Source organism: Jejuibacter sp. L23 (assembly GCF_050815825.1).
GTDB lineage: Bacteria > Pseudomonadota > Gammaproteobacteria > Enterobacterales > Enterobacteriaceae > Jejubacter > Jejubacter calystegiae.
Genome location: NZ_CP138199.1, coordinates 4,907,394 through 4,927,155, shown reverse-complemented (window position 1 = coordinate 4,927,155; position 19,762 = coordinate 4,907,394). Strand labels below are relative to the sequence as shown.

Genomic DNA, 19,762 nt, shown 5'->3' with positions numbered 1-19,762 from the left:
GCTTCGTGAAAATCTGTTTACTCGATGAGTCGGGCGCCGGTGACGGCGCCCTGTCCATTCTGGCCCAGCGCCAGGGGCTGGAACACGACGCTGACAGCCCGCTGGCGCTGGTGCTTACGCCGCATCATCTGGAGCTACGCAAGCGCGACGAGCCAAAGCTTGGCGGTATCTTTGTCGATTTTGTCTCCGGTGCCATGGGGCACCGCAGGCGCTTTGGTGGCGGGCGCGGTGAGGCGGTCGCCAAAGCCGTAGGCGTGAAAGGGGACTATCTGCCGGATGTGGTGGACGCCACCGCCGGGCTGGGACGCGATGCTTTTGTACTGGCGGCCGTGGGCTGTCGGGTACGGATGCTGGAACGTCATCCCGTGGTGGCGGCGCTGCTGGAAGATGGCCTGCGCCGCGGCTACGCCGATCCCGAAATCGGCGGCTGGCTGCGCGAGCGGTTGACGCTGATTCACGCCACCAGCCTGACGGCGCTGGATGATTTACGGCCGCGGCCGCAGGTGGTTTATCTGGATCCCATGTTTCCCCATCGCCAGAAGAGTGCGCTGGTGAAGAAAGAGATGCGGGTATTTCAGGCGCTGGTGGGGGCCGACGAAGATGCCGATGGACTGCTGTCGCCCGCGCTGCGTCTGGCGACGAAGCGGGTGGTGGTCAAGCGCCCGGACTACGCGCCGCCGCTGGCCGGTAAAGCGACGCAGTCGGCGGTCACCACCAAAAGTCACCGTTTCGATATCTACCCCGGTACGCCCGAGTAACAGACGCTACCCGCCTCACTCAGAGGCGGATAATCTTAAATAAGATTAACTTATATAATCATCCCGCCGTTATTTTTCTCCTTGTTGTTTTCTGTTATTCATTTGTTTTTAAATAATTTTATTTAAAGGCATGATAAGTTGTCATTTGCAGTAGCGTTTGAATGATAAATTTTATTTAAGATTTCGTTAAGAAAATTCTCCCAGATTGACGGATACACGTTCACTGACAGGGGAGCCTTATCGTGAATCCAGTCAAATCGCTTGTTGTCCTGATTGTTTCGTTACTCAACACCGGCACTATGCTGCCCTTCATAGGGAGGGCGGCCTGATGAACGGAACGACAATCCGTAGTGATATCCTGGCCGGGATTATCGTATTTCTGGTGGCGCTGCCGATGAATCTGGGGATCGCCCAAGCATGTGGGTTGCCGCCGGTAGTTGGGGTCGTGACGGGTATTACCGGAGGGCTGCTGGTGACGCTGCTGAGTCCGTCGCGTTATGCAGTGAGCGGCCCGGAAGCCAGTATGGTGACCATTATTCTGGGCGCTTCCGCAAGCCTTGGCTCCTGGCCGTTGCTGCTGACCGCCATCGTGCTGGCCGGTGTAATGCAACTGTTGATGGGCTGGCTTAAAGCCGGGCGCTGGATCACGCTGACGCCAGCCCCGGTGATCGCCGGGATGCTAATGGCGATTGGCATTATGCTGGTTACTCAACAGATTCCGGTTGCGATGGCGCTAAATACCACAACTTTTAGCCTGTCGCCCGGCTCGCTGCTGCTGGCGGCCCTGGCGCTGATTATCCTGTTTGGCTGGGAGTTGCCCATGATTAAACGCCAGCGCATTATCTCAATGGTACCGGCGGCGTTGATAGCCGTACTGGCTGGCGCATTGGGACTGGCGTTGATGAAGGCCTGGACGACGCTTGGCGACGGCGTAAAAACGGTGACGTTGCCTGAGCTCTCGAGTCCAGGAGCCTGGAGTAACGTGCTGTCACATCCCGACTGGCATGGCGCGTTGACCAATCCACAGGTCTGGTTAACGGCGGTGAATATTGCGCTGGTGGCGAGTCTGGTGACGTTGCTAAGTCAGGAGGCGCTGAAGAAGCTTAAAACTCAGACGCCGCCGCCATCCTCCGATCGCGAGCTTTATGCTCAGGGGGCGGGCAATATCCTCAGTGGCTTGTGCGGAGGCCTGCCGGTCACGTCGGTGATTGTACGAAGCTCGGTTAACGTTAACGCCGGTGCCCGCACCCGTCTGTCAGCCATTGTTCACTGTTTACTGCTGATGGTAGCGCTGTTCTGGCTTAGCGGGCTGATTAGCCTGATTCCCATGCCAGTGCTGGCGTCAATTTTGATCGCCAGTGGTCGCAAACTGGCGGCGCCCGGAGTGCTGAAACAGCAGTGGCGACAGGGCGTATTTGATTTTGCTTCGTTCCTGGCGACGCTGGGAGGCATTATCTCGTTGGGGGTGCTGAGCGGCATTGCGTTGGGCGTGGGAGTTCAGGTGCTGGGATATACGCTACGTAGCCAGCTCGGAAGTCTGACGGCGGGGCGTCTTGAGCGTGAGCGTTAAAAATGAGCGGGGCCCCCAGAGGCCCCGCTCATTCTGGCTGGTTATTCTTCGTCGTCGTCGCGCAGCGGCACAATGAGCATGTCGACGTGGACGGTATTAATCAACTGGCGGGCAGAGGACATCAGCTTACTCCAGAAGTCCTGATGATGACCGCAGACCACCAGGTCCATATCGTATTGCTTAATGGCATCGACCAGTACCTGGCCAAGATCGCCACTACCGCTCAGGGTTTCGGTAATTGGGTAACCGGCGTTGTTGGACAGTTCAGATAAAGCGTTATGAGTTTCTTCTGAGATACGCTTCTGCATATCGCCCAGGTTCACATCGATCAATCCGGTGTAAAGATCGGAGTAATTCACATCGACATGAATCAGGGAAACTTTCGCGTCGTAGGGTTTCGCCATTGAAACCGCTTTTTCTACCAGTACTTTACTCTCGGGGGAGAGGTCTACCGCGATCAGAATGTGTTTGTAAGCCATGGTGTTACTCCTTCCATAAGATGTCGATGACCAGATGGAGCGGATAGCGCGCCGTGATTGATGGCTATCCTCGCTCCCGCCTCCTGCGTTCCACATGTGCGGGAACTTTATGCACTCATTATAGATGCTATCAGTACCTTACTGCGAGCCAGGGCAAAGCGTCAACGTCATTAGCTTAGCTGTTCTTATTTCACGAAAAAGTGCGCAGAAATACCGTGATGAGGATTAACTATGTGGCAAAAAAATTAATGGATCTCCTACAATAATAATTAAACCGTTTGGATAGATATTTGTGACTCCGATCGGGTTTGTTGTGTCTCTTGTCATCACCGTAGTCTGGGTTATTGGGAAGCGGAAGCCCCGGAGCGCGGCTTCGTGGGCAGTACGTCGGGGAGGTGGTATGATCAGCACCGTCGCGCTGTTTTGGGCCTTGTGTGTGGTTTGTGTGGTGAACATGGCGCGCTACTTCTCATCATTGCGCGCACTTCTGGTGGTGCTTCGTGGTTGTGATCCCCTGCTGTATCAGTATGTCGATGGCAGCGGCTTTTTCACGTCTCACGGGCAGCCCAGTAAGCAAATGCGTCTGGTGCGTTATATCTATGCGCAGCGCTATCGCGATCATCACGATGAGGAGTTTATCCGCCGCTGTGAGCGGGTACGTCGTCAGTTTATTCTGACCAGTTCGCTGTGCGGTCTGGTTGTTATTAGCCTGGTTGGGCTAATGATTTGGCACTGAGACAAAAAAAACGGGCCATTGCTGGCCCGCCTGATTTATGGGTGACGTCTGCACGCTTAAATAAAGTGCAGCGAAATCCAGTAAAGACCGCTGGAAAGTCCAATCGCCGCCGGCAGGGTGAAGACCCAGGCCATCAGGATATTGGTGACGGTTTTGCGCTGCAGACCGCCGCCGTCCACGACCATGGTCCCCGCCACAGAGGAGGAGAGCACGTGGGTAGTGGATACTGGCATCCCAGTGTAGCTGGCGACCCCGATGGAAACGGCTGCCGTCATCTGGGCGGACATCCCCTGCGCGTAGGTCATGCCTTTCTTACCAATCTTTTCGCCGATAGTGGTCGCTACGCGCTTCCAGCCGATCATGGTCCCAATGCCCAGCGCCAGCGCGACAGCCATAATGATCCAGATAGGGGCGTACTCAATGGTAAACAGCAGATCCTTTTTCAGGTCTTTCAGGTAACGCTTATCTTCCGCTTTAGTTTCCGGCAGCGCAGCCGCTTTATCGGCGGTGTCGGAAACGCAGAGCAGCAGGCGGCGCAGATCGCCACGATGTTCGACGGAAAGTTGATCGTAGCTTTCCAGACCGTTGAGCATCTGCTTGGCGCGGTCCAGCGCCAGTACGGCACGCCCGGCGTCGCAGTGGAACTCGTGCGGCTTGCCTTCCACCTCTTCAGGCGTAGGAATGACCGGCGCCATATCGATAACGTGCTTAAGCGTATCGCCATGCTGCTGGAAGTACTGCTCTACGTGGTTGATAGCGTCACGGGTACGTGCAATATCGTAGCCGCTGGCATTCATATTAACCACGAAACCGGCCGGTGCCACGCCAATCAGAACCAGCATAATCAGACCAATGCCTTTCTGACCATCGTTAGCGCCGTGTGAAAAGCTTACGCCGATAGCGGAGATGATGAGCGCGATGCGGGTCCAGAACGGCGGTTTTTTCTTGCCGTCTTTCTTTTCGCGTTCAGCGGGCGTCAGGTGAATACGACGCCGTTTCTTGGTGCCGCTCCAGTAACGACGCAGCAGGAAAATCAGACCACCGGCAATCACCAGCCCCACCACCGGAGAGATGATCAGGGACATGAAGATGCCGATAACCTTGGGGATGTTCAGCGCATCGACGACGGAAGTGCCGGTCATCAGTGCGTTAGTGAGGCCGATGCCGATAATAGCGCCGATAAGGGTGTGGGAGCTGGAGGCTGGCAGCCCAAAATACCAGGTGCCGAGGTTCCAGATAATAGCGGCCAGCAGCATGGAGAAAACCATGGCAAGACCGTGTGCGGAACTGACGTTAAGCAGCAGATCGGTCGGCAGCATATGCACAATGGCATAGGCTACGCTCAGGCCGCCAAGCAGAACGCCAAGGAAGTTAAACACCGCCGCCATGGCAACCGCAAGCTGCGATTTCATCGCTCGGGTGTAAATCACCGTTGCTACTGCGTTTGCGGTGTCGTGGAAGCCATTGATTGCTTCATAAAACAGTACAAATCCCAGAGCAAGTAACAATAAAAGGCCGGTATGAAGATCCAGCCCGGCAAACAGATGTAGCATAGACGTTACGCCATTTTGTGGACATGAACGCGGCGCATTATCCAGGACAATTGCGGCGCGGGCCAAGTGAAATATAGACTTTTTTTGACATAACCTGATTCTTTCTGGGTAGTCTCAAAAAATTAGTTGTTTATTTTCAACGCGTTACTTTTGATATTCTTTCTTTGTCTGGTGTGACCAGCGAGGAATCTTTACAATTCGCCACCTCAAAGAAGCGGGGAAACGGCGTGAAAAAGTTTGATGTCATCGTGATAGGAGCAGGCGCAGCGGGTCTTTTTTGCGCAGCCCAGGCGGGCCAGGCCGGGCTGAAGGTGCTGCTTGTCGACAACGGTAAAAAGCCCGGACGCAAGATCCTGATGTCCGGCGGCGGGCGCTGCAATTTTACCAACCTCTATGTCGAGCCTGGCGCTTATTTAAGCGCGAACCCGCATTTCTGTAAGTCCGCGCTGGCCCGTTATACCCAGTGGGATTTTATTGACCTGGTGGGACGCTACGGCATTGCCTGGCATGAAAAGACCCTGGGTCAGCTGTTCTGCGACGATTCGGCCCAGCAGATTGTCGATATGCTGATGGCGGAGTGCGAAAAAGGTCAGGTGACGCTGCGGCTGCGCAGTGAAATTCTGGATATTGCGCGTGATGATGACGGCTATACGCTTTCCCTGAATGGTGATGAAGTCCGGGCACCTGCGCTGGTGGTCGCCAGCGGCGGCCTTTCCATGCCGGGCCTTGGCGCTTCGCCCTTCGGCTACAAAGTGGCGCAGCAGTTTGGCCTGGCGGTTCTGCCTACCCGCGCCGGGCTGGTGCCTTTTACCCTGCACAAGCCGCAACTGGCGCAGTTTCAGACCCTGTCAGGGGTGTCGGTGGCGGCGGTTATCAGTGCGGAAAACGGCGTCAGCTTCCGGGAAAACCTGCTGTTTACCCATCGGGGATTGTCTGGCCCGGCTGTCCTGCAAATCTCCAGCTACTGGCAACCGGGGGAGTGGGTGACGGTGAATCTGGTGCCGGACGCCGATCTGGCGGCTTTCCTGGATGAGCGGAGGTCTGCCCAACCGGATCAGAGTCTGAAGAACGCGCTGGCACAGCAGTTGCCGAAGCGGCTGGTGGAGATCCTGCAAAGCGAAGGCCAGATACCGGATGTTACGCTCAGACAATTGAACGTGCGCCAGCAGGAGGCGCTGGTGGATCTGCTGGCCAACTGGCGTGTGCAACCGAATGGCACCGAAGGGTACCGCACTGCCGAAGTGACCCTGGGAGGCGTGGATACCCATGCGCTTTCATCACGCACTATGGAAGCGCGGGAGGTTCCCGGGCTTTATTTCATCGGCGAGGTGGTGGATGTCACTGGCTGGCTGGGGGGGTATAACTTCCAGTGGGCCTGGAGCTCAGCCTGGGCTTGCGCCCAGGCGTTGCAGGAACGCCATAGCGCGGCATAAGGTGCGCTATGGCGTCGGCCATCAGAAGGTAAAGCGGTAGCCCGCGTTCACCTTCCGGTGGTCGTAACGATTACCGGTACTGGCATCGAACTCCAGCCAGATATGGTGATCGTCAGCAAGGGTTGCGTTTACCCCCAGTCCGCTATTCCAGGTGTTGCTGCTAAGACTTTCGGACTCGGGCGAGCCGTTCAGACGGTAACTGATATCCCCTTTGAATTCCCGCAGGTAGCCCGTTTTCAGGTAGATTTCCGTCGGGATGCTCCCCTGATTCAGAGTATAACCGGCCTGGATTTCGGCGCGGCCGAGCAGCGACTGTAAGTTATCGAAATCCACCCTCAGGCCGTTACTGGCATGGGCGGATCTGACTAACTGATAGCCCCAGCTTAACTGACCCTGGGGCTCCAGCCAGAAACCTTCACGGGCCTCGCTGAACCAGAAGCGTTTGCCGGATTCAATAGAGAGGTTATAGCCCCAACTGCCCGCCATACCGCTGACGTTATCTCCTGCGCTGTCCTGCACGCTAAAGCTATTCTTCATACGCGAGGCTTTGGCGATGGTATCGATGTACCAGCCGTCGTCGGAAAGCCAGGTCAGGTAACCGCCGAGGCTACTACTGGTGACGGTACCGTCGCCGCCGCGTAGGCTCTGGGTGCCCCGGGTATAGCCCATCATCACGCCAAGTCGGGCGTTGCCCTGGCTGACCGGAATCTGGCGGTCGGCGCCAATTTGCCAGCCGCTGTAGTCCATGGTGAAACTGCTGAGTTTTCCGTTACTGAAACTGTCGAAGCGCCCACCGATACCGCGGATCCACATATTGCCGAGTTGCTGGCTCTGGCGAACCTCTCCCATGCGCTGCATCAGCGTTTCGTTTTCCGCCAGATTCAGCAGATAGGTACTGGTGAGTATCCCCGCTGCGGCGTTGGCGGTCGTAGTGATCTGCCCTGGTGACGGTTGTGGCGTCGGTATGGGTTGTGGTTCCGGTTCCGGTGTGGGTTCAGGTGTGGGTTGAGGTTCCGGTTCCGGTGTGGGTTCAGGTGTGGGTTCAGGTTGAGGTTCCGGCTGGGGTTCCGGCTGGGGTTCCGGCTGGGGTTCCGGCTGGGGTTCCGGCTGGGGTTCTGGCTCAGGTTGCGGCTCCGGCTCCGGGACTGTTTCGCTGTACAGCTCCCAGTTGGTAGCATTCTGGCGCAGGCGGTACTCGTAGCCCCCCAGTTCAACATTATGATTCAGGCTAAAACCCGCTGCGCCATCGGCAGTTTTTACCAGCGTCAGTACTTCGCTGCCATTGGTGGTGGCTGCGCCATTGTTCTGCACGCTCAGGCTGTGGCTACCGGCACTGCTGCCGGTAACGACCAGCCGATCGCTGCGCAGCCCGGCAATATCGGTCTGCATAGCGAAGGCGCCATTGCCGGTAAGGTCGGTGACGGTCAGCGTGGTGGGCGTCCAGACACCGTCGGCTGCACTGCTGATAACGACGGTACCGTTATTGGTCAGGGTAGTAACATCGCTGTCGCCAGTCAGGGACCAACGGCTGGTTGCGTCCAGATCCAGAAGGCTCAGATTTTGTGTACGACCGGTGAGCGTTGCGCCGTTACTGAGCGTCATATCCAGCGCGCTGCCGTTTTCCACGGTGATATCTCCCATCAGTGTGGAGGCATCGGCCAGAATCTGCGCGTTACTGGTGGTGCCTGCCGTTGTATCCGCGCTTGCGCTGATGTTGCCATTCACCATACTGCCTTCGCTCAGATTCACGGTGGTGCTGGTGCCGGCTAAAGCAATCGCATCGCCATGACTGGCGCGTAACTGACTGGCAGTAATCTCAATAGGATGATCCGCTTCGCTACCCACGGCCAGGGCGCTGGCGTCGGGGCCGCTCACATCCACCGTGCTGTCACGCATGGAGAAGGTTCCGGCGCGAATCAGCAGGCCGTGCGCCTGCTCCCCGGTGGTCGTAATGCCTGCATTCTGTAACGACAGCGTACCGCCGGAGCGCACCGTTGCTCCCACGCCGTAATAACCGCTGGTATTGACGGTGGTGTCGGTGACAGTCAGGGTTCCGTTATCCGAAACCAGCCCTACACCGGTATTGCCATCGGTGGCAATAGTACTGTTGTTGATAGCGACCACTCCCTGGTTATAGGCGAAGACGCCGTAGCCCAGTTCTCCATGGGTGACAATGTTGCTGCCATTAAATTCCACGCTGGAGGCGCTGCCTCTGTAAGTTCCTGTTGAGAAAATCCCAGCGGCGCCATAACCATGGGTGGTGATGGTACTGTCGTTCTGTACCACGATACGACCGCCGAGCTCTGCCGCCAGGCCGTGTCCGCTCTCTCCCTCTGTAGAGACCGTGCTGGCATCAAGCGTGACCAGCGACGCCACGCCGTTTAGCGTCTGATAACGTGCCCAGGCGCCATAGACCATGGTGCCGCTGGTGGTGAGCTGGCTCTGTTTCAGGTTCAGGGTGCCGCCATAGGTGCTGTGGGCCGCTGCGGCGTTGTAAAGGTTTGAACTTAGGGTCAGGCGCTGGCCGTTAACGGTGGTGTCGCTGTTAACCCATATTGCGGAGTTATTGGAGCCGGTTGCGGTACTTGAATAGCTGGCATCGCTCAGGTCGTGAACCTGTTTGTCACTGGCCACATAACTGGCCGCCCAGCCGGAAGAGGTGACCATAATCGAACCGGTGGCAATAGCCAGTAACGGTTTTGATAATAAGCGCGTTGTCATAAAAACACTCCCTGTTATCGTCTGTTATTCATTAACAGGCGGGGAATAATCGATAAAGATGGCGAGATAAATAACGAGTTAAATTATAATGAAGAGTCTTTAAGAATGAGCGCAGGATTATTTCCTGAGTGAGATGTGGTTTCGGTAATATTCTTATTTTTAAGATGATGGGTTATTAAGTTGATTTATGTAAGTGAAGTATTCTGATAAAGCCGAAAATAATATTGTTTTCGGCTTTTAATATATGGCTATTTATGTAAAGCGATACCTTTAATTGCTTTATCGACCAGCTTCTTTGGCCCCTGAATGGCGAGCCCGACCAGATTTAAATTATCGGCATCTTCCGCCAGAAAAACTTCCCGGTTGGCGGCGTCGTGGCCGGTGGAGAACATGGCTTCTACATAGGGCACCAGCGTTAAGTCACGCTCCAGCCCTTTACGGTGTGCCGACTGGAGCGTGGCCAGATCGCCGGAAAAGATCAGCATGGGTTGCCCGGAAATTGCAGGATAGCGCCGCTGGCGGGCATCAATATAGGGGGCACCGATAATTTCCGGCGCCGCAGAGGCAACGCCAGTCGCCAGGAAGGCCACTACGTTCAGGCGTTGCCAGGTAGCCAGATCGTCGCGCACGATAAAAGCGATTTTAGTATCGAACATCGGTCATTCTCTTCATTAAGTCCTGAGGGAAGGACCATCTTAGAAGCGGCGATCAGGCAAGTCTGGAACCTTTGTGCACAGACGCTGCCAGGCTGCGGGCGTCAGGCGGTAAGCGCGCTGGAACCAGCGCCCAAGGTGGCTCTGGTCGGCAAAACCCACCTGGGCTGCGACCAGCGCGGGTTCCAGACCCTGAGCCAGCAGCCTGCGCGCCGTGCGCAGTCGTAACCGGACCAGATAAGCATGGGGCGGCTGCCCGAAGGCGGCTTTAAACTGGCGGGTCAGGCGAAAGCGATCGATTCCGGCGCAGCGGGCAAGTTCGTCCAGTCCAATATTCAGCGCCATATTATCGTGGAGATAATCACGTACCAGCGCCATTCGCCCCAGAGGATGCTCCTGTATGGGGCGCGGATTGACATGCTGCGCCAGACGATCGATAAGCAGATCCATACTCTGATCGCGAGCCAGCCGACCTTCCTGATGGTGTATGGCAAAGAAGGCCTGCTGGATGGCGGTAATCAGCCGACTGTCTTCGGTTAGCGTGCTGCGAAATGCTCCCTGAAGAGCGGAAACATCTCCGGCGCCGCGCCGCTGCATATTGTCCGACACCCAGTCCTGGGGTAGATAGAGCATCGCGTAGGTAAAGCCTTCGGCCTCTGGCGCGTGGCCGTCGTGCACCGCGCCCGGTTCAATCAAAATGGCGCGCCCGGGGCTGCTGGTATGCAGTGAACGATGGCAGTGAAAGCGCTGCACGCCCTGCTGAGTGATGCCGACCAGCACTTCATCGTGATCGTGAGGATCGTAGGCGTGGCCGTTGAAATGAGCATGTACGCTTTCGATACCGGTTTCCGCATCGCGCTGTAATCTGAGCCAGTCGCCGCTGGTTGATGCCGTACCCATCAGAACGCTCCGTCTACTTATCTGGTCTGTCAGTTAAGCATATTCAGGTTTATGCCGAATACCGTTAGTGCTGACGTTTTTGTTCCAACTCCCGCACCAGCGTTTCCACCAGCTGCGCCGCAGGCATGGCGCGCGCGCGTGGGGCTCCGGTTCCGGCCCAGTGGGCTGCGTAGTCGTGGCATCCTTTGGCGCTGGCGGCCTGATGCAGTGCTTTGCCGATATCGTAAGCCACCGGGTAGTCGGCCACATCATTGGCAGGCGCATCGATATGCAGTCGGTTGATAATGCCGCGAGCCGGGCGCCCGGAGATGGTGCGTGTGAGGGCGGTATACTGCGCCCGTTCACTGCTGAGCGCTTCCCGGTAGTGGACATCGGCAGAGGATTCCGGGCAGGGGACAAAAGCGGTGCCGAGCTGGGCCGCGCAGGCGCCTGCTTCCAGCGCCCGGGCGATATCGGCGCCGTCCATCATGCCGCCGGCGGCGACGATCGGTAATTGGCAGCGCTGGCGAATGGCTTTCACCAGCGACAGGGTATCGGTCAGAGCATCGGGCGCGTCGGGGTCAAACATCCCGCGGTGGCCGCCTGCCTCGGCGCCCTGAGCGATAACGGTGTCGATACCCGCTTCGGCGATTAGTACTGCCTCTTCCACGCTGGTGGCGCTGGCAAGGGTGTGGACACCGGCCTGGCGCAGCGCCTCAAGGGCACGCTGGTCTGGCAGTCCAAAGTGGAAGCTCACCACGGCGGGAGGCGTTTCCAGCAGCACGGCCAGCATTTCCGGGTTATCGATAAAGCTCTGGTAGATTTCGCGTAATTCGCCGGGGGGAAGGGCGTTGAAGCGGCTAAATTCCGGGGTCAGGGCGTTAATCCAGCGCTGTTCGCGCCCGGCGTCGCGGCGTGCGGCAGCATGGCAGAACAGATTGACGTTAAAGGGCCTGTCGGTCAGCGCCCGGGTCGCCTGAATCATCTCTCTGGCTTTTTGAGGTGTAGCGGCGCCCAGACCAATGGAGCCCAGCGCCCCGGCATTACTCACCGCTGCCGCCAGCTCCGGTGTAGAGACCCCCGCCATCGGTGCCTGAATCAGCGGATGTGTTGCAAGTGAAAATGTTGCCATAACGTTAACCTTAAGCGGTATCTGGTAACGACATGGCAACATAAAGTGCATCTGAAAAGCAACTATTTGATGGCGCAGAGAATTTGGACGGTTGCTTTATGTTTGGTATCCATTTGATTATTAAATAGAAATTAAATTTAGTTGGTTCCATCCGTTAGCCAAAGATAAACCGGACTGATATCGCATGCCCTTATCTGGCTAAATTTATTCGTCATGGTTTTTATGTTATCCATTAACTTCTTTTTTATTTTTAATGTTCGATAGTCCTGAAAATAAAAAGATGAAAGGTCAACAAGAAAATGAATTAATACAGGAACCTTTAAAAGTATGATCGAATACAAAAAAAGGTTCCTGACTCTAATACCGTGACAATTTATTATTGTCAGGTCTGGTGAGTTATTCCCCCGCGAATGCGAATCCCTCGTCCGCCCAGCCGGTCAGGCCGCCAGGCATCACTTTAACCCGAAAACCGAGATCCGCCATTTTCATCGCCGCCCTGTCGGCACCATTACAGTGGGGGCCTGCGCAATAAACCACATAGAGTGCGTCTCTGTCCCAGTCGGCCAGATTCTTTTCGGTCATTAATCGATGTGGGAAGTGCATGGCGCCGGGAATATGCTTTTGACGAAAGGCTTCTTCACTGCCGACGGCGTGAATCAGGGTAAAGTCGATATCGCCATTGGCGAATGCGCTATGAACATCGGCGCAGTCGGTTTCAAATTGCAGTTTCTTTCTAAAGTATTGCGCGACTTCCTGGAGACTCTCTGCCTGATATTCAGAAACAATACTCATTTTTTATCCTTATTATATTGGGGGTTATCTATGACGCCCCGACTTCGGAGCGTCAGATATTATTCTTTACGGCTTGCTACCCAAATCGTCAAGCAGTCGCTGGTGGAACATTTGCGGATCTTCCATTTGCGGCGCATGGCCCATACCCTGGAATTCTACCAGTCGGGCATTGGGGATCATCTTCGCCACCTGTTTCCCCAGTACCTGGTAGTTGCCGAGCTGTTTTTTCACCTCTGGCGACGCAATATCGCTGCCAATGGCGGTGGTGTCACCGGTGCCAATAAACAGCGTGGTGGGTACTTTCAGGTCTTTAAATTCATACCAGACCGGCTGGGTGAAGATCATGTCGTAGATAAGCGCCGAATTCCAGGCGACCTTTTTATGCCCCGGCCCGGCGTTCAGCCCGGCCAGCATATCGACCCACTTGTCATATTCCGGCTTCCAGTTCCCCATATAGTAGGTCTTCTGTTCATAGGCTTTGATACCTTCCGCACTGGTTTTCAGTTCGCGCTCATACCACTGATCCACGGTGCGGTAAGGCGCCCCTTTTGCCTTCCAGTCCTCCAGCCCGATAGGGTTGACCATCACCAGTTTTTCGGTCTGCTGCGGGTACATCAGCGCATAGCGGGTAGCCAGCATTCCGCCGGTAGAGTGACCGATAACAATGGCCTTTTTCACGCCCAGTTTTTCCAGCAGGTGATGAGTGTTATCTGCCAGTTGCTGGAAGCTGTACTGGTAATAGTCCGGTTTGCTGGAGGTGCAAAAACCAATCTGGTCTGGCGCGATAACCCGGAAACCGGCGTCGGTCAGCGCTTTGATAGTGCCTTCCCAGGTGGCGCCGCAGAAGTTTTTACCGTGCATCAGCACGGCAACCCGGCCATTGGGCTTTTCAGGTTTGACGTCCATGTAGCCCATACGCAGCTCCTGCTGCTGGGACTGAAAGTCAAAGTGATGTAAAGGCCAGGGATAGTCGAACCCTTCCAGATTTTCGCCATAGGTGACGGCGGCCTGGCTTTGCGCCGCCAGCATCAGGCCCGCGGCCAGCAGGGAAACGCGTAACAGCTTTCGGGACATCGTGAATCTCCTTTAGCAATTCTAATAAAATCGGAGGGAAAATAAGTACGGCTGATAATTCCCACCGGAAAGGGTGTTAATGGTTTTTATACTGAAAATTGGGTTCGGGTGAAACTGTCGCGAGCAATAACCATAAAAGTGAAGGTGAAATAAGATTATCTAATGATTGGTTATTTAAATAAATTTACGAAAGTCATTTTTATAACGAATGATAATTAATTTTTAGTTAAGAAAATACTTTTAACTATATGTTTTTAAAGTGCTGGTAGAGCGTTCAGTGATAACGATTGCAGTTTTGTGAATTTACGAAAAATAGACATTAAATTTAAGTAAAATGACATAAATAAATTAATTTTGTTTATAGGATAAATCTTAGGCTAATTGATGATCGAAAGATGCTACACCTTATTTTTCGCAGTTGTGGCCTGGTGGAAATGCACGTTGTAGTCAATGTGCCATGCATTATCGCATGACCAGGCCGAAGAGGTATTTCCGAATTAAAGAGGCACGCTTTGACGACGTTAAAACCCCTGTTAGCCAGAAACCGTAGTTGGGCGCTTCAGTGCCGTCAACGGGACCCGAACTATTTTGAGAAATATGTGCATCAGCAGCAGCCGCATTCACTGTGGATTGGTTGTTCCGACAGCCGGGTACCGGCAGAGGTTCTGACCGGCTCTCATCCCGGCGAGCTGTTTGTCCATCGCAATATCGCCAATATGGTCGATAGTTCGGACGATAATTTTATGAGCGTACTGCAGTACGCGTTGTACAACCTGAAAGTGGAGCGGGTGGTGCTGTGCGGCCACTACGGTTGTGGCGGCGTTCAGGCGGCGCTGGCCCTTCCCGAACTGCCGCTGGCGAATGAAGATTCGGCGCTGTCCCGCCGTATCGCCAGCCTGCGCGGCGCTCTGGGTGACGATATCGATCAGTTTCATCGCTCGGAAGATGAAGAGGCCGAGCGCCATAAACGGCTGGTGGAGGCAAATGTCCTTATCCAGTTTGCCCGACTGGCGGCCTGCGAACCGGTGCGTGAGGTCTGGCGCAGCGGTCGGGCGCTGGGGCTGTACGGCTGCGTCTACGAGCTGGGCAGCGGCCACCTGAAAGACCTGATAGAACAAACCGCAGAGGAGTCGTCCCCATGAACTTGAGTACGCTGCGTCAGGATATTCCCGCCGGGCTGGTCGTCTTTCTGGTCGCGCTGCCGCTCTGTCTGGGCATCGCGCAGGCCAGCGGCCTGCCCCCCTTCGTCGGTCTGCTGACCGGGGTGATCGGCGGTCTGGTGGTGACGGCTATGAGTCCGTCGCGCTTCGCGGTCAGTGGACCGGCCGCCGGGCTGGTCACCATTGTGGTCGCTTCGCTGGAGACTCTGGGATCATTTTCCGCCTTCCTGCTGGCGCTGGTGCTGGCCGGGGTGATTCAGTTTGCGCTGGGTGTGGCTCGTGCCGGGCGCTTTATTTCGCTGGTGCCGGGAAGCGTGATTAAAGGAATGCTGGCGGCGATAGGCATTCTGTTGATTATTCAGCAGATCCCCGTGGCGCTACGGGCTTCGGGCGAACACGGCTGGCGAGAGCTGCTGACCGGCAGCTTCGCCTTTTCGCTGCCTGCCATTCTGGTGGGCGGAAGCGGGCTGCTGATCCTCTGGCTGTGGTCCACGCCGTTTATCCGCCGCGCGAAGTCGGTTAACTGGATCCCGGGGCCGTTGATCGCGGTGCTGGTAGGGGTGGTGACGACGCTGGTGACCCAGCGCGTGGCGCCGGAGTGGTTTGCCGCGCTGCCGCGTATCTCACTGCCTGAATTCGCCAGCCTGGGCGGGGTGATCGGCGAACTGGAAGGCCCGGACTGGGCGGCCTGGCAGAATCCATCGGTCTATGTGGTGGCACTGACCCTGGCGCTGGTGGCGAGCCTGGAAACACTGCTCAGCCAGGAGGCGCTGAATAAGCTGCGTCCCCAGCATCCGTCGCCGTCGCCCAATAAAGAGCTACGCGCTCAGGGGGTGGGTAATCTGCTGTCCGGCCTGTTGGGCGCCATGCCGATTACCGCGGTCATTGTCCGCAGTTCGGTAAACGTCAGTTCCGGGGCGCAGTCGAAGCTTTCTATTCTGATACATGGCGGGCTGCTGTTGATCTGCGGTCTTTGGTTCAGCGGTCTGCTTTCCCTGATCCCGCTGGCGAGTCTGGCGGCGGTGCTGCTGCATACCGGCTATAAGCTGGCGTCGCCGCGGCTGTTTGTCGACCATGCCCGCATGGGCGCCCAGCAGTTTGTTCCCTTTATCACCACCATTGTCGGCATCATTCTGTTTGGCATGCTGGCGGGGATCGGGCTGGGGCTGGCGACGCAGATTCTCTACAGCATCTATAAGAGCCATCGTAACGCGCTGCAGCTTACCCGCTACGATGACCACTATGTGCTGCGCTTTCAGCAGAACCTGACCTTCATGCACAACCCGCGCCTGCAGAATCTGCTGGCGGAGATCCCGGAAAACAGCGTGGTGATCGTCGAACACGATAATGCCAGCTGGATGGATCCCGACGTAAAGGCGGTTCTGGCCGACTTTGGCGAGAACGCCCGCCAGCGCGGCATCAGTCTGAATCAGTGGCCGGTGGCGCTCTCCTGAGTCAGACGATATCGTCCACCACGCCGCCGTCCACCCGCAGGGCGGCGCCCGAGGTGGCGGAGGCCTGGGGTGAGCAGACGTATACCACCATATTCGCCACTTCCTCTACCGTGGCGGCCCGCTGAATCACTGAGGCGGGCCGCTCGGCCATTACGAACGCCTTTGCCAGTTCTTCCAGCGACTTACCGGTTTTGGCCATCTCTTCCTGCATCATTGCTTCGAATCCATCCGACATCGTTGGCCCGGGCAGTACGCTGTTGACCGTGACGCCGCTGCCCGCGGCATATTTCGCCAGCCCGCGGGACAGCGCCAGTTGCGCCGTTTTACTAACGCCATAGTGGATCATATCGACGGGGATATTGCGGGCCGATTCGGAGGAGATAAACACCACCCGGCCCCAGCCTTTGGTCATCATGGCCGGGAGCAGGGCTCGGGAAAGGCGCACGCCGGACATCACGTTGGTCTGCCAGAAGCGATCCCAGGTGGCGTCATCGACCTCATCAAAGGGTTGCGGGCCGTAGATACCGGCGTTATTCACCAGAATGTCTACTCCGGCGACCTGTTTCAGCAGGGTTTCAACGCCCTGTGCGCTGTCCAGATTCGCCGCCACGCCGCGTAGATTCGCGGCCGGAAGCGCCGAGCGCAGCGTCTCCAGACCGTGGTTCACCGAGTCATCGCTGCGTCCGTTAATGATCACTTCGGCGCCGCTTTCCGCCAGCCCGTGCGCAATCGCCAGGCCTATTCCGCCAGTAGAGGCAGTGACCAGGGCGCGCTTTCCGGAAAGGTCGATATACATGTTGCTGCTCCTCATGTCTGATGAATTATCACCACTAAGGGTAGCAGCCGTGCGGTTCAGGCTTCGTTAAACAGGCGCAGCAGGGTGGCAACCGGGGCATCCAGCGGAGTGAGATCCTGGCGCACCAGCAGGTGTAGCGGCGTGGCGCGACGCGTCCCATGGCTGAGGGGCAGTGGAAGCAGGGTGCCGTCGGCAAGCTGCCCGGCAATACGCTCTTCCGGCAGCCAGCCGTAGCCCACCTGGTGTAGTACCGCTTCAGTCGCGGCGTCAATGGTCGAAAAGATCCAGTTTTCCCCTGGTGAGTGGTCAGGGCTTTCCCGGGCATCGCGGCCGGCAATCTGGATTAAAGGGTAGCGGGCAAGTAACTCTTCACTGAGCGGTTCATCAATATGGCTCAGGGGATGATCGCGATGCGCTACGGCCACAAAGTCGATATTCATCAGCCACTGACCGCGACCGCTGATGTCCTGACGGCGGGTCAGCACCATTACGTCGGCATCGGCGCTTAGCGGTTCGTATTCCAGCACTTCGGTCAGATGGATGCGGGTGGCGGGGTGCAACTGCTGAAAGCGTTTAAGCAGTCTGAACAATCGGGCGCGGGGATAAATAGCATCCACCACCAGATCCAGGCGAGCGCGTACGCCGTCGCGCAGGGTGGCGGCGCGGGATTCAAGATAGTAAAAGGCACTGAGCAGTGGCCTGGCCTGGGCAAGAAGCAGCTCTCCCGCCGGAGTCAGCACCGCCCTGCGCCCTTGTGGCTGTAGCAACGCCACACCAAGCCTTTCCTGGAGCAGATTCAGGTTATAACTGACCGATGACTGGCTGCGGTTGCTTGCCTCTGCCGCCCGGGCAAAGCTGCCCAGTTCGACTACTTTTTCCAGTAGCGCCCACTGCTCAAGGGTTGTTTTGTGCATAATTGATTTAACTATCCGATGAATTTAATGAAAAATTAGCGTTATTCACCCAAAAAGTGAAGAGGTATTCTTATCTCATCAATTCATCAGGAGGTACAACATGAGCAACTTCGATAAACAGGATCTGAGCGGTTTTGTGGGCAAACATCTGGTGTATACCTACGATAACGGCTGGAATTACGAAATTTACGTAAAAAACGCCAGCACCCTGGATTACCGCATTCACAGCGGGATTGTCGGTAATCGCTGGGTGAAAGATCAGCATGCTTATATTGTGCGGGTGGGAGAGAATATCTATAAAATTTCCTGGACTGAGCCGACCGGGACCGACGTCAGCCTGATTGTGAACCTGGGCGATCGCCTGTTCCACGGCACCATCTTCTTCCCGCGCTGGGTGATGAATAACCCGGAAAAAACGGTTTGCTTCCAGAACGACCATATTGCGCAGATGGAGGCGTATCGCGAAGCGGGCCCGGCGTATCCCACCGAAGTTATCGATGAGTTCGCCACCATTACCTGCGTTCGCGACTGTGGGGCAGATGACGACAGCGTCATCAACTGCCCGGCTAGCGAATTGCCTGCGGATTTCCCCAACAATCTGAAATAACGCGTTATGGCAACGGGCGCTGCTTCGGGCGCCCGGGGCCCAGCAAAATCGCCAGTTTGCTTCCCCCTTTGGTGGTCTCCATCCAGATCTTACAGACGCTGGTTAGCGGCACCGAAAGCAGCATTCCCACCGGCCCCAGCAGCCAACCCCAGAACAGCAACGACAGAAAAACCACCAGCGTTGACATTCCCAGACGACGGCCCATCACCCTTGGTTCTATCATATTGCCGATGACCATATGAATGGCGGAAAACAGCGCGCCCACCATCAGGCATTCGTACCAGCCGTTAAACAGCATCGCCTGTATCATGGGGGGAATGGCGGAGATAGTCGCGCCGATATTGGGAATAAAGTTCAGCAGAAAGGCCAGCACGCTCCACATCAGTGCGAACTCCACCCCCAGCAATTTCAGCCCCACCCAGGTAGTTATCCCGGTTAACAGACTCATCAGGGTTTTGAGCGCCAGATAGTGGCTCACCCCTTTCAGGGCGCGGTGCAGGCTGGCGATGTGAATCCGCGGATTATTCAGGGCGAAGCGCAGCTTATAGGGAATGTGGCGCACTTCCATCAGCATAAAGATGACGGTCATTACCAGCACCACCACGCTGACCATGGCGCCAGAAAGCTGGGTCATCAGGGTGGTGGCGAAAGAGACCATTCGTTCGGAATCCATGCGCTGTAGCAGGCGTTCCGGCGAAAGATGCTGATTACCGGGAATCAACCGTTCCAGTTGAAGCGCTCTTTCGGTCAACATCTGGTTGAATTCGGGCAGTCGGGTAGCGAATTCATTGAGCGAGCTGGCCAGCACGCCAATGACCAGCGACATCAGGATCAGCATGGTAATCACCACCACGGTGACCGCCAGGCCGCGCTGCAATCCGCGGCGCATAAACCAGACCACCAGCGGGTTGAGCACGATAGCAAAAAATACCGCCAGCAGTAGCGGCACAATAATATCCGACGCTGCGCGGATACCGGCCACAATAATGACCAACGCCGCCAGCTTCTGCAGCATATGCAGCCCGGCTTTCTCAGGGTCATAGCCTGACAT

The 19,762-nt window shown here is 56.3% G+C and carries 18 protein-coding genes; 7 read left to right on the top strand and 11 right to left on the bottom strand.

Translation table 11 applies throughout. The features are described from left to right. Window positions 1-5: 5 nt before the first annotated feature. Both rsmJ and SCU88_RS23585 read left to right on the top strand, forming a co-directional pair. Window positions 6-758 carry a 16S rRNA (guanine(1516)-N(2))-methyltransferase RsmJ gene (gene rsmJ / locus SCU88_RS23590; protein ID WP_175340053.1) on the top strand — a complete coding sequence of 251 codons (753 nt, stop codon included), beginning with the start codon at window positions 6-8 and terminating at the stop codon, window positions 756-758. 328 nt (window positions 759-1,086) lie between these two features. Beyond that, window positions 1,087-2,328, top strand: a complete 1,242-nt coding sequence (locus SCU88_RS23585; RefSeq protein ID WP_175340052.1) for a SulP family inorganic anion transporter — start codon at window positions 1,087-1,089, stop codon at window positions 2,326-2,328. 41 nt (window positions 2,329-2,369) lie between these two features. On the opposite strand, the gene uspA is transcribed toward SCU88_RS23585, so the two are convergent. After that, complete coding sequence (gene uspA / locus SCU88_RS23580; RefSeq protein WP_138094741.1) at window positions 2,370-2,807, bottom strand: universal stress protein UspA; 438 nt, start codon at window positions 2,805-2,807, stop codon at window positions 2,370-2,372. Window positions 2,808-3,207: 400 nt separating this feature from the next. Here uspA and uspB point away from each other — a divergent pair, with 400 nt between their 5' ends. Further along, window positions 3,208-3,543: a universal stress protein UspB gene (uspB, locus tag SCU88_RS23575; RefSeq protein WP_175340051.1), complete on the top strand. Its 336-nt coding sequence runs from the start codon at window positions 3,208-3,210 to the stop codon at window positions 3,541-3,543. 56 nt (window positions 3,544-3,599) lie between these two features. Here uspB and pitA read toward each other — a convergent pair whose 3' ends face one another. Beyond that, window positions 3,600-5,096: an inorganic phosphate transporter PitA gene (pitA, locus tag SCU88_RS23570; RefSeq protein WP_175340050.1), complete on the bottom strand. Its 1,497-nt coding sequence runs from the start codon at window positions 5,094-5,096 to the stop codon at window positions 3,600-3,602. A 227-nt stretch (window positions 5,097-5,323) separates the two neighbouring features. Here pitA and SCU88_RS23565 point away from each other — a divergent pair, with 227 nt between their 5' ends. Beyond that, complete coding sequence (locus SCU88_RS23565; RefSeq protein WP_175340049.1) at window positions 5,324-6,529, top strand: aminoacetone oxidase family FAD-binding enzyme; 1,206 nt, start codon at window positions 5,324-5,326, stop codon at window positions 6,527-6,529. Between the two features lie 21 nt (window positions 6,530-6,550). Here SCU88_RS23565 and SCU88_RS23560 read toward each other — a convergent pair whose 3' ends face one another. The 6 genes from SCU88_RS23560 to SCU88_RS23535 all read right to left on the bottom strand — a co-directional run bounded on the left by SCU88_RS23560 (window position 6,551) and on the right by SCU88_RS23535 (window position 13,735). Further along, entirely contained in the window at window positions 6,551-9,250 is a 2,700-nt protein-coding gene (locus tag SCU88_RS23560) for an autotransporter outer membrane beta-barrel domain-containing protein (protein WP_175340048.1), read from the bottom strand. A 248-nt stretch (window positions 9,251-9,498) separates the two neighbouring features. Further along, complete coding sequence (locus tag SCU88_RS23555) at window positions 9,499-9,906, bottom strand: DUF2000 family protein (RefSeq protein ID WP_175340047.1); 408 nt, start codon at window positions 9,904-9,906, stop codon at window positions 9,499-9,501. Window positions 9,907-9,945: 39 nt separating this feature from the next. Further along, window positions 9,946-10,803 (bottom strand): AraC family ligand binding domain-containing protein, encoded by an 858-nt coding sequence (locus SCU88_RS23550; protein ID WP_175340046.1) that lies wholly within the window; start codon window positions 10,801-10,803, stop codon window positions 9,946-9,948. Window positions 10,804-10,867: 64 nt separating this feature from the next. Further along, window positions 10,868-11,914, bottom strand: coding sequence for a nitronate monooxygenase (locus SCU88_RS23545; RefSeq protein WP_175340045.1), 1,047 nt, complete (start codon window positions 11,912-11,914; stop codon window positions 10,868-10,870). Window positions 11,915-12,310: 396 nt separating this feature from the next. Further along, complete coding sequence (locus SCU88_RS23540) at window positions 12,311-12,706, bottom strand: rhodanese-like domain-containing protein (RefSeq protein ID WP_138094699.1); 396 nt, start codon at window positions 12,704-12,706, stop codon at window positions 12,311-12,313. 66 nt (window positions 12,707-12,772) lie between these two features. Further along, complete coding sequence (locus tag SCU88_RS23535) at window positions 12,773-13,735, bottom strand: alpha/beta fold hydrolase (protein ID WP_421805400.1); 963 nt, start codon at window positions 13,733-13,735, stop codon at window positions 12,773-12,775. Between the two features lie 557 nt (window positions 13,736-14,292). Between SCU88_RS23535 and SCU88_RS23530 the strand changes: the two genes are divergently transcribed. Both SCU88_RS23530 and SCU88_RS23525 read left to right on the top strand, forming a co-directional pair. Next, complete coding sequence (locus tag SCU88_RS23530) at window positions 14,293-14,922, top strand: carbonic anhydrase (protein ID WP_138094694.1); 630 nt, start codon at window positions 14,293-14,295, stop codon at window positions 14,920-14,922. Window positions 14,923-14,924: 2 nt separating this feature from the next. Further along, the gene (locus SCU88_RS23525; RefSeq protein WP_138099105.1) at window positions 14,925-16,394 is read left to right on the top strand and encodes a SulP family inorganic anion transporter; all 1,470 of its coding nucleotides are present in this window, start codon (window positions 14,925-14,927) and stop codon (window positions 16,392-16,394) included. 1 nt (window position 16,395) lies between these two features. Here the strand turns inward: SCU88_RS23525 and SCU88_RS23520 are convergent, their stop codons facing one another. Both SCU88_RS23520 and SCU88_RS23515 read right to left on the bottom strand, forming a co-directional pair. Further along, on the bottom strand, window positions 16,396-17,190 hold the full coding sequence (locus SCU88_RS23520) for an SDR family NAD(P)-dependent oxidoreductase (protein ID WP_175340044.1): 795 nt from the start codon (window positions 17,188-17,190) through the stop codon (window positions 16,396-16,398). A gap of 56 nt (window positions 17,191-17,246) precedes the next feature. Continuing rightward, window positions 17,247-18,104 (bottom strand): LysR substrate-binding domain-containing protein, encoded by an 858-nt coding sequence (locus SCU88_RS23515; protein ID WP_175340043.1) that lies wholly within the window; start codon window positions 18,102-18,104, stop codon window positions 17,247-17,249. Between the two features lie 100 nt (window positions 18,105-18,204). On the opposite strand from SCU88_RS23515, the gene SCU88_RS23510 reads away from it, so the two are divergent. After that, on the top strand, window positions 18,205-18,711 hold the full coding sequence (locus SCU88_RS23510; RefSeq protein ID WP_175340042.1) for a phenolic acid decarboxylase: 507 nt from the start codon (window positions 18,205-18,207) through the stop codon (window positions 18,709-18,711). Window positions 18,712-18,715: 4 nt separating this feature from the next. Here the strand turns inward: SCU88_RS23510 and SCU88_RS23505 are convergent, their stop codons facing one another. Then, on the bottom strand, window positions 18,716-19,762 hold the full coding sequence (locus tag SCU88_RS23505) for an AI-2E family transporter (RefSeq protein WP_175340218.1): 1,047 nt from the start codon (window positions 19,760-19,762) through the stop codon (window positions 18,716-18,718).

Coding starts and splice junctions, on each gene's coding strand:
- SCU88_RS23585 (WP_175340052.1), top strand. CDS start 1,087: ATGAACGGAACGACAATCCGTAGTGATATCCTGGCCGGGATTATCGTA.
- uspA (WP_138094741.1), bottom strand. CDS start 2,807: ATGGCTTACAAACACATTCTGATCGCGGTAGACCTCTCCCCCGAGAGT.
- uspB (WP_175340051.1), top strand. CDS start 3,208: ATGATCAGCACCGTCGCGCTGTTTTGGGCCTTGTGTGTGGTTTGTGTG.
- pitA (WP_175340050.1), bottom strand. CDS start 5,096: ATGCTACATCTGTTTGCCGGGCTGGATCTTCATACCGGCCTTTTATTG.
- SCU88_RS23560 (WP_175340048.1), bottom strand. CDS start 9,250: ATGACAACGCGCTTATTATCAAAACCGTTACTGGCTATTGCCACCGGT.
- SCU88_RS23555 (WP_175340047.1), bottom strand. CDS start 9,906: ATGTTCGATACTAAAATCGCTTTTATCGTGCGCGACGATCTGGCTACC.
- SCU88_RS23550 (WP_175340046.1), bottom strand. CDS start 10,803: ATGGGTACGGCATCAACCAGCGGCGACTGGCTCAGATTACAGCGCGAT.
- SCU88_RS23545 (WP_175340045.1), bottom strand. CDS start 11,914: ATGGCAACATTTTCACTTGCAACACATCCGCTGATTCAGGCACCGATG.
- SCU88_RS23540 (WP_138094699.1), bottom strand. CDS start 12,706: ATGAGTATTGTTTCTGAATATCAGGCAGAGAGTCTCCAGGAAGTCGCG.
- SCU88_RS23535 (WP_421805400.1), bottom strand. CDS start 13,735: ATGCTGGCGGCGCAAAGCCAGGCCGCCGTCACCTATGGCGAAAATCTG.
- SCU88_RS23520 (WP_175340044.1), bottom strand. CDS start 17,190: ATGTATATCGACCTTTCCGGAAAGCGCGCCCTGGTCACTGCCTCTACT.
- SCU88_RS23515 (WP_175340043.1), bottom strand. CDS start 18,104: ATGCACAAAACAACCCTTGAGCAGTGGGCGCTACTGGAAAAAGTAGTC.
- SCU88_RS23510 (WP_175340042.1), top strand. CDS start 18,205: ATGAGCAACTTCGATAAACAGGATCTGAGCGGTTTTGTGGGCAAACAT.
- SCU88_RS23505 (WP_175340218.1), bottom strand. CDS start 19,762: ATGTCAGGCTATGACCCTGAGAAAGCCGGGCTGCATATGCTGCAGAAG.